This is a genomic window from Enterobacteriaceae endosymbiont of Donacia marginata (assembly GCF_012567685.1).
Lineage (GTDB): Bacteria > Pseudomonadota > Gammaproteobacteria > Enterobacterales > Enterobacteriaceae.
Genome location: NZ_CP046184.1, coordinates 313,361 through 327,853, shown reverse-complemented (window position 1 = coordinate 327,853; position 14,493 = coordinate 313,361). Strand labels below are relative to the sequence as shown.

The 14,493-nt window shown below is 24.7% G+C and carries 6 protein-coding genes, 2 tRNA genes and 1 pseudogene; all 9 read left to right on the top strand.

Going from position 1 to position 14,493, the window contains the following annotated elements:
- The coding region (gene rpoB, locus GJU04_RS01595) for a DNA-directed RNA polymerase subunit beta (protein WP_246208779.1) at positions 1–3,883 on the top strand (3,883 nt) is incomplete at its 5' end.
- A 54-nt stretch (positions 3,884–3,937) separates the two neighbouring features.
- Positions 3,938–8,143 (top strand): DNA-directed RNA polymerase subunit beta', encoded by a 4,206-nt coding sequence (gene rpoC, locus GJU04_RS01590; RefSeq protein WP_168893151.1) that lies wholly within the window; start codon positions 3,938–3,940, stop codon positions 8,141–8,143.
- 150 nt (positions 8,144–8,293) lie between these two features.
- Positions 8,294–8,926 (top strand): RlmE family RNA methyltransferase, encoded by a 633-nt coding sequence (locus GJU04_RS01585; protein WP_168893150.1) that lies wholly within the window; start codon positions 8,294–8,296, stop codon positions 8,924–8,926.
- A 45-nt stretch (positions 8,927–8,971) separates the two neighbouring features.
- Positions 8,972–10,774, top strand: a pseudogene (gene ftsH / locus GJU04_RS01580) (ATP-dependent zinc metalloprotease FtsH); the annotation flags it as partial.
- A 74-nt stretch (positions 10,775–10,848) separates the two neighbouring features.
- Positions 10,849–11,094 carry a hypothetical protein gene (locus GJU04_RS01575; protein WP_168893148.1) on the top strand — a complete coding sequence of 82 codons (246 nt, stop codon included), beginning with the start codon at positions 10,849–10,851 and terminating at the stop codon, positions 11,092–11,094.
- A gap of 1,125 nt (positions 11,095–12,219) precedes the next feature.
- Positions 12,220–12,492 carry a preprotein translocase subunit SecG gene (secG, locus tag GJU04_RS01570; RefSeq protein ID WP_168893147.1) on the top strand — a complete coding sequence of 91 codons (273 nt, stop codon included), beginning with the start codon at positions 12,220–12,222 and terminating at the stop codon, positions 12,490–12,492.
- Positions 12,493–12,506: 14 nt separating this feature from the next.
- Positions 12,507–12,592: transfer RNA gene (locus GJU04_RS01565), tRNA-Leu, on the top strand.
- Positions 12,593–12,652: 60 nt separating this feature from the next.
- Positions 12,653–12,729, top strand: a tRNA-Met gene (locus GJU04_RS01560).
- A gap of 253 nt (positions 12,730–12,982) precedes the next feature.
- Positions 12,983–14,485, top strand: a complete 1,503-nt coding sequence (gene nusA, locus GJU04_RS01555) for a transcription termination factor NusA (protein WP_168893146.1) — start codon at positions 12,983–12,985, stop codon at positions 14,483–14,485.
- Positions 14,486–14,493: the final 8 nt, after the last annotated feature.

Below are 14,493 nucleotides of genomic sequence, written 5' to 3'. Positions count from 1 at the left end.
GTTAGAAGCTGCATTCAAAAGTATTTTCCCTATATCTAGTTATAGTGGACATTCTAAATTAGAATATATAAATTATCATTTAGGAACATCACTTTTTAATGTAAAAGAATGTCATACAAGAGGAATGACTTATTCTGCTCCTATAAAAGTAATATTAAGATTAATTGTTTATGATAAAGAAAAACCTGAATTATCAATTAAAAATATAAGAGAACAAGAAGTATATATGGGAGAAATACCATTAATGACAAAAAATGGGACTTTTATAGTTAATGGTATTGAACGTGTTGTTGTTTCACAATTACATAGAAGTCCAGGTGTTTTTTTTGATAGTGATAAAGGTAAAACACATTCATCAGGGAAAATATTATATAATGCTCGTATTATTCCTTATAGAGGATCTTGGTTAGATTTTGAATTTGATCCTAAAGATAATATTTTTGTACGTATAGATAGAAGACGAAAATTACCGGTTACAGTTATTTTACGTGCTTTAGATTATGATATAGAAGAAATATTAGATACCTTTTTTGAAAAAAATATTTATAAGATAAAAAATAATAAAATAAAAATGGTATTAATACCAGATAGATTAAGAGGAGAAACAGCAACTTTTGATATTAAACATAACAATATTATTTATATAGAAAAAGGTAAGAGAATTACAATACGTCATATTAATAAATTAAAAAAAGATCATGTTAAATCTATAAATATACCTATAGAATATATGATTGGCAAAAGAGTTATAAAAGATTATGTTAATAAAACAACAGGAGAAATAATTATTTCTGCTAATTCTCCTTTATCAATAGATACAATTAATAAAATTTTTAAAAATCATGATACTATTGAAACTATTTTTACTAATGATTTAGATCATGGTAATTATATTTCAGAAACATTAAAATTAGATAATACAAATAATCGTTTAGATGCTTTAGTAGAAATTTATAGAATGATGCGTCCAGGCGAACCTCCTACAAAAGAAGCTGCAGAAATATTATTTAAAAAATTATTTTTTGTAGAAGATCGTTATGACTTATCACCTGTAGGTAGAATGAAATTTAATCTTTCATTATCACGTGAGTCTATTCTTGGTACTAGTATTTTAAGTAAAAAAGATATTATTGATGTCATTAAAAAATTAATTAATATACGTAATGGTAATGGAAATATCGATGATATTGATCATTTAGGAAATAGAAGAATTCGTTCTATTGGAGAAATGGCTGAAAATCAATTTCGTATAGGTTTAATCCGGGTTGAAAGAGCTGTAAAAGAAAGATTATCTTTAGGAGATATAGAAAATTTAATGCCTCAAGATATGATAAATGCTAAACCTATTTCTGCTGCTTTAAAAGAATTTTTTTGTTCTAGTCAATTATCACAATTTATGGATCAAAATAATCCATTATCAGAAATTACCCATAAACGTCGTATATCTGCTTTAGGACCAGGTGGTTTAACTAGAGAGAGAGCTGGTTTTGAAGTTAGAGATGTACATCCCACACACTATGGTAGAATATGTCCTATTGAAACACCTGAAGGACCTAATATAGGTTTAATAAATTCATTATCAGTATATGCAAGAACAAATCAATATGGGTTTTTAGAATCTCCATATATTTTAGTAAAAAATGGATTTATTACTGATAAAATTCATTATTTATCTTCAATAGAAGAAAGTAATTTTATTATTGCTCAAGCTAATACTAATATTGATAATAATAAATATATCAAAGAGCAGTTTGTTATATGTCGTCATAAAAGTGAATCAAGTTTATTTAAAAGAGAACAAGTCCATTATATGGATGTTTCAACACAACAAATTGTTTCTATTGGAGCTTCTTTAATACCCTTTTTAGAACATGATGATGCTAATCGTGCTTTAATGGGTGCAAATATGCAGCGACAAGCAGTACCTACATTAAAAACAGAAAAACCTTTAGTAGGAACTGGAATGGAAAGAATTGTTGCAATAGATTCTGGTGTTACTATTATTGCTAAAAATTCTGGTATTGTACATTATGTAGATTCTTCACGTATTATTATTAAAAAAGAAAATAATATTTTTACCAATTTAGATAATATTGATATATACCATTTAGAAAAATATGTAAGATCAAATCAAAATACGTGTATTAATCAAATACCATGCGTAAATTTAGGTGAATTAATTAATAAAGGGGATGTCTTAGCAGATGGCCCTGCAACAGATTTAGGAGAGTTGGCATTAGGACAAAATATGAGAGTAGCTTTTATGCCATGGAATGGTTATAATTTTGAAGATTCTATTTTATTATCAGAAAAAGTAGTTCAAGAAGATAAATTTACTACTATACATATACAAGAATTATCTTGTATTTCACGTGATACTAAATTAGGCCCAGAAGAAATTACATCTGATATCCCAAATGTAAGTGAATCTTCTTTATCTAAATTAGATGAATGTGGAATTGTATATATAGGAGCTGAAGTAAAGAATGGAGATATTCTTGTAGGAAAAGTAACTCCTAAGGGAGAGACACAATTATCACCAGAAGAAAAATTATTACGTGCTATTTTTGGTGAAAAAGCATCTGATGTAAAAGATACCTCTTTACGTGTTCCAAATGGGGTATATGGGACTATTATTGATGTACAAATTTTTACAAGAGATGGGGTTAAAAAAGATAAAAGAACTATAGAAATTGAAGAAATGCAATTAAAACAAATTAAAGAAGATTTATTTGTTGAACAAAAAATTTTTGAACAAAATATATTATTTAATATAAAAAAATTTTTATTAAAAAATAATTTTTTAAAAAAAGAGAATATAACAAACTTTGACATAAATTTTGTAACTTCTTTATCTTTAGAAAAAAAATCAAAACAAAAACAACTAGATGATTTTATAAATCAATATAAAGAAATAAAAAATATTTTTCAAAAAAAAATAAAATTACAAAAAATAAAAATTACACAAGGAAATGATTTAGCACCTGGTATTTTAAAAATTATTAAAGTAAATTTAGCCGTAAAAAGACAAATACAAGCAGGTGATAAAATGGCAGGTAGGCATGGAAATAAAGGAGTAATTTCTAAAATTTGCCCTATAGAAGATATGCCTTATGATAAAAATGGGACACCTGTTGATATTATTTTAAATCCCTTAGGAGTTCCATCTAGAATGAATATAGGACAAATATTAGAAACACATTTAGGATTAGCTGCAAAAGGTATTGGTGATCGTATTAATATCTTATTAAAAAAACAAAAAAACATAGAAAAAATACGTAATTTTTTACATAAAGCATATAATATTGGAAATAATATACGTCAAAATATAAATTTAAATAAATTTACTGACAATGAAATATTTTTATTAGCAAATAATTTAAAAAAAGGAATGCCTATTGCTACTCCAGTTTTTGATGGAGCACAAGAAAATGAAATAAAAGAATTATTAAAATTATCTAATTTACCAGTTTCTGGCCAAATAAAATTATATGATGGACGTACAGGAGAAGCCTTTGAAAAACCAGTTACTGTCGGATATATGTATATGTTAAAATTAAATCATTTAGTAGATGATAAAATGCATGCTAGGTCAACAGGATCATATAGTCTTGTAACACAACAACCATTAGGTGGAAAAGCTCAATTTGGAGGCCAAAGATTTGGTGAAATGGAAGTTTGGGCTTTAGAAGCATATGGAGCAGCATATACTTTACAGGAAATGTTAACAATTAAATCTGATGATGTTAATGGCAGAACAAAAATGTATAAAAATATTGTTGATGGTAATCATCAGATGGATGCTAATATTCCGGAATCTTTTAATGTTTTACTTAAAGAAATACGTTCATTAGGTATAAATATAAATTTAGAAAATAAATAATAATTTTTATATTAAAATTTTACTGGTTTATAATATAATTGAGGTAATAAATTTGTGAAAGATTTATTTAATTTTTTAAAATCACAAAAAAAAATAGAAGAATTTGATACAATAAAACTTTCTTTAGCTTCTTCTGATATGATAAAATCTTGGTCTTTTGGAGAAGTAAAAAAACCTGAAACAATTAATTATCGTACTTTTAAACCAGAAAGAGATGGTTTATTTTGTGCTCGTATTTTTGGTCCTATTAAAGATTATGAATGTTTATGTGGAAAATATAAACGTCTAAAACATCGGGGTGTTATTTGCGAAAAATGCGGGGTTGAAGTTACACAAACTAAAGTTAGAAGAGATAGGATGGGACATATTGAACTAGCTTCTCCAATTGCTCATATATGGTTTTTAAAATCTTTACCATCTAGGATAGGTTTATTATTAAATATGCCTTTAAGAGATATAGAGAAAATTTTATATTTTGAATCGTATGTAGTTGTAAAAGAAGGGATTTCTACATTAGAAAAAAAACAAATTTTATCTGAAGAACAGTATATGGATTTATTAGAAGAATTTGGAGATGAATTTGAAGCTAAAATAGGTGCTGAAGCTATACAATATTTATTAAAAAACATTAATTTAAAACAAGAATGTAAAATATTACGTAATGAATTAAGTAATACAAATTCAGAAACTAAAAGGAAAAAAATAGCTAAAAGAATAAAATTATTAGAATCTTTTATACATTCTGGTAATAAACCAGAATGGATGATAATGAATATATTACCTGTATTACCACCAGATTTAAGACCTTTAGTTCCTTTAGATGGGGGCAGATTTGCAACATCAGATTTAAATGATTTATATCGTAGAGTTATTAATCGTAATAATAGATTAAAACGTTTATTAGAATTATCCGCACCTGATATTATAGTCAAGAATGAAAAAAGAATGTTACAAGAAGCTGTTGATGCATTATTAGATAATGGTAGAAGAGGTAAAGCAATTACTGGTTCAAATAAACGACCTTTAAAATCACTAGCTGATATGATAAAAGGTAAACAAGGAAGATTTAGACAAAATTTATTAGGAAAAAGAGTTGATTATTCAGGAAGATCTGTTATTACCGTAGGACCTTATTTACGTTTACACCAGTGTGGTTTGCCTAAAAAAATGGCATTAGAATTATTTAAACCATTTATATATGGGAGACTAGAAATTAAAGGTTTTGCAACAACTATTAAAGCTGCAAAAAAAATGGTAGAAAAAGAAGAACCAGTAGTATGGGATATATTGGATGAAGTAATTAAAGCACATCCTATATTATTAAATAGAGCACCTACTTTACATAGATTAGGGATCCAAGCTTTTGAACCTATTTTAGTTGAAGGTAAAGCAATACAATTACATCCTTTAGTATGCGCAGCTTATAATGCTGATTTTGATGGAGATCAAATGGCTGTACATATTCCTTTAACATTAGAAGCTCAATTAGAAGCAAGAATTTTAATGATGTCTACTAATAATATTTTATCGCCAGCAAATGGAGAACCAATTATTGTACCATCACAAGATGTTGTTTTAGGTATATATTATATGACTAAAGACAAAATTAATGCATATGGGGAGGGGATGATATTAACGGATTCTAAAGAAGCTGAACGTGCTTATAATGTAGGTCAAGTAGACTTACATGCTCGTGTTAAAGTTAAAATTAAAGAATATACCAAAAATTTATTAACAAATGAATGGATTAAAAATAGCATTATTGTTAATACTACAATTGGAAGAGCTATTTTTTGGAATCAAGTTCCAAAAGGAATTCCATACTATATGATAAACAAAACTTTAGGGAAAAAAGATATTTCTAATATTCTTAATATATGTTATCGAATTTTAGGATTAAAATCTACAGTTATTTTTGCTGATCAAATTATGTATACTGGTTTTCAGTATGCAACAAAATCAGGATCATCTGTTGGGATAGATGATATTATTATTCCTAATAATAAAACTTCAATCATTAATGAAGCAAAATTAGAAGTTAATGAAATTCAAGAACAATTTCAATCAGGTCTTGTTACTGCAGGAGAAAGATATAATAAAGTTATTGATATTTGGGCTTCTGCTAATGAAAAAGTAGCTAAAGCTATGATGAAAAATTTGTCAGTTGAATATATAACTAATCAAAAAGGACATATAGTTAAACAAAGTTCTTTCAATAATATTTTTATGATGGCAGATTCTGGAGCTAGAGGTTCTGCAGCACAAATTAGACAGTTAGCGGGGATGAGAGGATTAATGGCTAAACCAGATGGTTCTATTATTGAAACTCCAATTATTGCTAATTTTAGAGAAGGATTAAATGTTTTACAATATTTTATTTCTACTCATGGTGCTAGAAAAGGATTAGCGGATACTGCTTTAAAAACAGCTAATTCTGGATATTTAACTAGAAGATTAGTTGATGTAGCACAAGATTTAGTTATAACTGAAGATGATTGTTCGACTTTAGGTGGAATAAGAATTTCCTCAATAATAACCGGGCGAGATATAAAAGAATCATTAAGAGAGAGAGTTTTAGGTAGAGTTACAGCTGAAGATGTTTTAAAAACAGATGGTAAAACAGTATTAATTTATAGAAATACTTTATTAAATGAAAAATATTGTAATATATTAGAACAATATGCAATTGATAATATTAAAGTTAGATCTGTTGTTTGTTGTGAAACTTCTTTTGGTGTATGTTCATATTGCTATGGTCGTGATTTAGCTAGAGGACATATTATAAATAAAGGAGAAGCTATAGGTGTTATTGCAGCTCAATCTATTGGAGAACCAGGTACTCAATTAACAATGAGAACTTTTCATATTGGGGGGGCAGCTTCAAGATCTGCAGCAGAATCTAGTATACAAGTAAAAGATAATGGAATTATTAGATTAATAAATACAAAATCAGTTATAAACAATACTAATAAATTAGTAGTAATTTCAAGAAATGCCGAATTAAAAGTAGTTGATAATTTAAATAAAATTATAGAAAGTTATAAAATACCATATGGAGCAATTATAACAAAAAAAAATGGATCTAATATTATTGCTGGAGAGATAGTTTCATATTGGGATCCTCATACTATGCCCATTATTACTGAAGTCAGTGGTAAAATCAAATTTGTTGATATGTTAGAAGGACAAACAGTTATAAAACAAACAGATGATTTAACAGGATTAGTATCTTTTGTTGTATTAGATACTTCAGAAAGACCCTCTATAGGTCGAGATTTTAGACCTATGATTAAAATTTTAAATGAAAATAATGAAGATATAATCATACCTGGAACAGATATGCCAGCACATTATTTTCTACCTAATAAATCTATTATTCATTTAAAAGATGAAAGTATGATTAATATAGGAGATATTTTAGCTAAAGTACCACAAGAATCAGGAGGTACGAAAGATATTACTGGTGGGCTCCCAAGAGTAGCAGATTTATTTGAAGCACGTAAACCTAAAGATGCTGCTATTTTAGCAGAAATTAGTGGTATTATTTCTTTTGGTAAGGAAACAAAAGGAAAAAGAAGAATAATCATTACTCCTATGAATTCAGATATAGAACCATATGAAGAAATGATTCCAAAATGGAGACAATTAAATATTTTTGAAGGAGAATTAATTAATAAAGGTGATATTATTTCAGATGGGCCAGAATCTCCACATGATATCTTAAGATTAAGAGGGGTAAACGCTGTTACTAATTATATAATTAATGAAGTGCAAGATGTTTATCGATTACAAGGAGTAAAAATTAATGATAAACATATAGAAGTTATTATACGTCAAATGTTACGTAAAGCTACTATAACTAAAATGGGAGATTCTATTTTTTTAGAAGGAGAGCAATTAGAAGTTTCTATAATTGATATAGAAAATAAAAAATTAAAAGATCAAGGAAAAAATATTGCGCGATATAATCGTGATTTATTAGGTATTACTAAAGCATCTTTAGCAACTTCTTCTTTTATTTCAGCAGCTTCTTTTCAAGAAACAACTAGAGTGTTAACAGAATCTTCTGTCGCAGGTAAAAGTGATGAATTAAAAGGATTAAAGGAAAATGTAATTGTAGGTAGATTAATTCCTGCAGGAACTGGATATTCTTATCATACAAATCGTATTAGTAAAAAAAAGATTGACAAAAAAATCAATAACATTTCTTCAGCAGATTCTGCTGCTGCTAATTTAACTGAATTATTAAATGCTAATTAAAATATATGTAAGTTTTAAAAATTTTTATTTTTTTTATTTAAATAAATAAAATAAAATATATTAAACTTTTTTTTAACGCCTTTTTTTGATATAATTATAAATAGTAATTTTTACTATTAGAATAATTATTATTTTTTAATAAATAATTTTATGAATTATAAAAAAAAAAAAAAATCTAAAATATGGTTAAAAAATAATTTTAAAGATTTTTATATAAAAAAAGTTAAAAAAAATATTAATAAATATAGATCACGATCATGGTTTAAATTAGCACAAATAGAGAAAATAGATAAAATATTTAAAAAAGATATGAAAATAATTGATTTAGGATCCTCTCCCGGAGGATGGTCTAGTTTTGCATCATTTAAAATTGGTAATAAAGGAAAAATTATAGCATGTGATATATTACCTATGAATTATATTCCAAATGTTTATTTTTATAAAGGTAATATATGTGATCCTATATTTTTTAATAAAATTAAAACGAAACTTAATAAAATAAAAGTTCATATAATAATGTCCGATATGTCTCCGAATATTTCTGGGATAAAAGAAATAGATATACCTCGGATTATTTATTTAAATGAATTAACATTAAAATTATGTTATTCTAAATTAAAACATAATGGAACTTTTTTAGTAAAAACTTTTCAAGGTAAAGGATTAACAAAATTTTATAATAAAATTAATTCTATGTTTGAAATTGTTAATATTAGAAAACCTAATGCTTCAAAATCTCAATCAAATGAAATTTATATTGTTGCAAAAAGATATAAAAATTAATATAAAATATACTATAAAGTTACAAGGGGTTACTTTTTGAAAGATATGGCAAAAAATCTAATTCTCTGGTTAGCAATTACAGTCATATTAATATCTGTTTTCCAGAGTTTAAATCTAAATAAACTTAATCAAAAAAAACAAATTTCATATTCAACTTTTTTATCCGAAATTAACCAAAACAAAATTCTTAAAACAAGTATTAATGGTAGAAGAATTCGTGTATTTAGAAAAAATAATAGTAATTATGTTACTTATTTACCAATGCATGATCCAAATTTATTAAAAATACTATTTTCAAAAAAAATTAAAATTTTAGGAGAACCTCTACAAAAACCTAGCATATTATTATCTATTTTTATTTCATGGTTTCCAATGTGTTTATTGATTGGAATATGGATTTTTTTTATTCGCCAATTACAAAATAGTAGTAAAGGGGCTTTATCTTTTGGTAAAAGTAAAGCACAAATACTTACAGCAGATCAAATAAAAATTACTTTTAATGATGTTGCAGGATGTGATGAAGCAAAAGAAGAAGTTAGAGAATTAGTAGATTATTTAAAAGAACCTAAAAAATTTCAAAAATTAGGTGGAAAAATCCCTAAAGGTATTTTAATGGTAGGTCCTCCAGGAACAGGAAAAACTTTATTAGCAAAAGCTATTGCTGGCGAAGCAAAAGTGCCATTTTTTATTATTTCAGGTTCTGATTTTGTAGAAATGTTTGTAGGTGTAGGTGCTTCAAGAGTAAGAGATATGTTTAATAAAGCTAAAAAATTAGCTCCATGTATTATTTTTATTGATGAAATAGATGCGGTAGGGAGACAAAGAGGAGCTGGATTAGGAGGAGGACATGATGAAAGAGAACAAACATTAAATCAAATGTTAGTAGAAATGGATGGATTTAATAATAATGAAAATATTATTGTAATTGCAGCTACTAATCGTCCTGATGTATTAGATCCCGCTCTTTTAAGACCTGGACGTTTTGATAGACAAGTTATTGTTGGGTTACCAGATATAAGAGGAAGAGAACAAGTATTAAAAATACATATAAAAAATGTACCTATCTCAAAAGATGTTAATTTAAAAATTTTAGCAAGAGGGACTCCAGGTTTTTCAGGAGCTGATTTAGCTAATTTAATAAACGAAGCTGCTTTATTAGCGGCACGTCATAATTATAATTATGTTTCTATGTTAGAATTAGAAAAAGCAAAAGATAAAATTATGATGGGGGCAGAAAGACGTTCTTTAGTAATGACTGAAAAACAAAAAGAAGCAACAGCTTATCATGAAGCAGGACATGCTATTATAGGTAGATTAGTTCCGGATCATGATCCAGTACATAAAGTAACAATTATTCCTAGAGGAAGAGCATTAGGAGTAACATTTTTTTTACCTGAAATTGATATTATTAGTATGAGTAGACAAAAATTAGAAAGTAAAATATCTACTTTATATGGAGGTAGAATTGCTGAAGAAATAATTTATGGAGAAAAATATGTATCCACAGGATCATCTAATGATATTAAAGTTGCTACTAATATTGCAAGAAATATGGTCACACAATGGGGTTTTTCTAAAAAATTAGGTCCTTTATTATATTCAGAAGAAGAAGGTGAAATTTTTTTAGGTAGATCAGTAGCTAAAGCAAAACATATGTCTGATGAAACAGCGAAAATTATTGATCAAGAAGTTAAATATTTAATAGAAGAAAATTATAATAGAGCATTTAAAATGCTAAAAGATAATATTGATATTTTACATGAAATGAAAAATACATTAATCAAATATGAAACAATTAGTTCAATGCAAATTGATGATCTAATGGCTAGAAAAGAAGTTAGACCTCCTGATTATGAAAAAAAAGAAAAAATTTAAAAAAATAAATAATTTTATGATATTTTATAAAAAAAAGAGTATATAATATGAAATATCATAAATATTTTGGAACAGATGAAATTAAATGTACTTTAGGTAAATTACAAATAAATTATAGTTTTATTATTAAATTAGATATAGTTATTGAAAAGATATTTTTTAAAAAAAAATATCAAAATATTATTATTGGTCAATATACAATAATTTCAGGCCATATAACTAATATTATATCTCAAGATTTAAATATTTCTGGATTAAATCTTATTTATTTGAGGTATAATATCTACCTGTAATAGCTTATTTAACGTTTAGGTTTTATTATATTAACATCACATCATACATTTTATTATAATGGTTTTAAACTATTTATTAATGAAATTATGATTAATAATCAAATAGAAAAAAATATAGAAAACAAAATAAATAATATTTTATTAACATCACAATTATTAATACCTAAAAAAATAATTTTCATATTTTTTCTAAACCTAAAAAACAATATATTAAATATTATACCTGTTTTTTACGGTATTATTTGAATGTATTAAAAATTATTATAAATTGTACTAATTAAGCTATTTTTAATATAGTTCCTAAAATTTTTAAAAAATTTAATAATTAAATTATATTTTTAGGAACTAATCTAAATGGAATTAATATAAATCATAAATATGGATATACTAATTTAAAAATTTTAAAGAAAAAAATTTTTAAATATAAAGCAAATTTAGCTTTTTCTTATTATAGTGATATTGATAAATTAATTATGTTAAATCATTAAAGTAATATAGGAAATGATGATCAAATAATTTATGTAATTTTTAAATATTGTTTAAAATAATAAAAATTTGTTAAAAACAGGTGTTATTAGAACTAAAATGAGTATTTTAGATTTAAAATTATAATTAAATAATATCGGGATCCCATTTATATGTACTAATATTGGAGATAAATTTATTTTTAATATGTTAATAAGAAAAAATGTCAATTTAGTGCTGTATCTTCTGGACATATAATTTTATTAAATAAAATACAACTAGAGATGCTCTTTTAGCTAGGATAGAAATTTTAAATATTATAAGTAAATATAAATAAAAATTTGTATGATTTACATCATAAAATATATTTATTTCCTCAAAAAATTATTAATTTCTCTTTAAAAAAATAATTTTTTAAAAATTTAAAAAATAATTTAAATAAAAATGAAATTTTTTTTTTAATAAAATTAGGTAATGAACCTATAATTAGAATTTTTATTAAAGGAAAAAATAAAAATAAAATTAATATAACAGCTAATAAAATAAAAAATATATAAAAAATAATTTTTTTTTATAAAATTAAAAATTATATTGTAATTATTATTAATTAATATATAATTAAAATAATTAATAATTAAAAAGATATTTTTTTAGTTTTTTATGTATAAATTATTATTAATTTTATTTATTTTTGTTTCATTTTTTTTAGTTAGTATTATTATGTTTCAAGATAATGATGATATAGATATTAGTGCGTCATCAAGTAATACAAAATCACCTTTTAATACAAATATGTCTAATAAAATATTAACTAAAAGTATTATTCTTCTTGCATCTTTATTTTTTATAATTAGTTTATTATTAAGTCATATTAATGTAAAAAAATATATTAAAAATATTAAATTGAATAATATAGTGAAAAATAAAATTTAAGTATAATAAAGTTTGCCGAGGTGGTGAAATTGGTAAACACGCTACCTTGAGGTGGTAGTGCCCTATTTTGGGTTTACGGGTTCAAATCCCGTCTTCGGTATCAAAATTATTCTTGCATTATTTATTTTTTTAGCATATCATATAGTATCATTAAAGTAGACGCGGGGTGGAGCAGTTTGGTAGCTCGTCGGGCTCATAACCCGAAGGTCGTTGGTTCAAATCCAACTCCCGCAACCAAATACCACATTATATTTAATCCTAAGTTATATTTTATATAAAAATAAATTAATCTGATTTTAATATCTAAAATACTTTTTTTATATATTTATAAATTAAATCAAAATATTGATAAATTAATTTTATTTAAATAATTGTATTTATATTCAAAATAAATTTTTAAAAAAAAAATTTAATATACAATATTTGTTGTAATATTTTAATATTATCTAGTTTTCTAATTTTCAGAATTAAATATTTGAGGATAACTAGGATGAATAAAGAAATGTTAGCTGTTATTGAAGCAGTTTCTAATGAAAAATCTTTACCTCGTGAAAAAATATTTGAAGCTATGGAAAGTGCTTTAGCTAGTGCTACAAAAAAAAAATATGAGCAAGATATAGAAGTATTAGTAAATATTGATCGTAAAAATGGTAATTTTAATACTTTTAGAAGATGGCTAATTGTTAAAAAAGTAAATTTTCCTACAAAAGAAATTACATTAGATGCAGCACGTATTGAAGATAATAGTCTTAATTTAGGAGATTATATTTATGACCAAATTAATTCTATTGATTTTGATCGTATTACTACACAAACTGCTAAACAAGTTATTGTTCATAAAGTTAGAGAAGCAGAAAAAGCTATTACTATAGCTCAATTTAAAAAACAGGAAGGAAAAATTTTAAGTGGTATAGTAAAGAAAGTAAATAGAGGACATCTAAATTTAGATTTAGGTCATGGTGTAAATGCTGTTATTTTACGTTCTGATATGTTACCTAGAGAAAATTTTAGATTAGGAGATAGAATAAGAGGTTTATTATTTTATATCAAAGAAGATGTCAAAGAAACACAATTATTTATCAGTAGATCTAGAATACAAATGCTAATTGAATTATTTAATATTGAAGTTCCTGAAATAGGAGAAGGATTAATTGAGATTAAAGCAGCTGCAAGAGATCCAGGATCTAGAGCAAAAATTGCTGTTAAAACCAATGATAAAAGAATAGATCCAGTAGGTGCATGTGTTGGAATGAGAGGTGCTAGAGTACAAGCAATATCTAATGAATTAAATGGAGAACGTATTGATATTGTACTATGGGATTCTAATCCTGAAAAGTTTATTATTAATGCTATGTCACCAGCTGATATATCATCAATAATTTTAAATAAAAAAATTCATGTTATAGATATAATTGTAGAAGAAAATAATTTAGCACAAGCTATTGGAAGGAATGGACAAAATATTCGTTTAGCATCACAATTAAGTGGTTGGGAATTGAATGTTATGACTAAACATGATTTATATCATAAATATAAAAAAGAAAAAAATAATATCATAAATATGTTTATGAAACACTTAAATATTAATTATGAATTGTCAAAAAAAATAGTTGAAGATGGAAATATTTCTTCTTTCAAAGAATTAATATCAACTCCAATTGAGAAATTATGTAAAATAACTAATTCTTTTAGTTTAAAAATTCGTGATTTAAAAAAAATAAAAAAATTAGCAGAAAATATTAATTTTAATTTTCCTTTAGCTAAGAAAAAAAATATTAATAATCAATTTAAAAAAAAATTATTAACATTAAAAGGAATTAATAATCAATTATCTGAATCATTAATAAATAAGGGCATTTTAACAATTGAAAAATTAGCTGAGCAAAGTATTGAAGATATATCTGATATAGATAATTTAGATCAAATAAAAGCAGGTGAAATAATTATGTCTGCACGTAATCTTTGTTGGTTTAATAAAAAAAATAATACGTAATTAATTTT

Excerpts from the sequence above, each read along its gene's own strand:
- GJU04_RS01585 (WP_168893150.1), top strand. The coding sequence starts at position 8,294 with ATGAATTATAAAAAAAAAAAAAAATCTAAAATATGGTTAAAAAATAAT.
- GJU04_RS01575 (WP_168893148.1), top strand. The coding sequence starts at position 10,849 with ATGAAATATCATAAATATTTTGGAACAGATGAAATTAAATGTACTTTA.
- secG (WP_168893147.1), top strand. The coding sequence starts at position 12,220 with ATGTATAAATTATTATTAATTTTATTTATTTTTGTTTCATTTTTTTTA.
- nusA (WP_168893146.1), top strand. The coding sequence starts at position 12,983 with ATGAATAAAGAAATGTTAGCTGTTATTGAAGCAGTTTCTAATGAAAAA.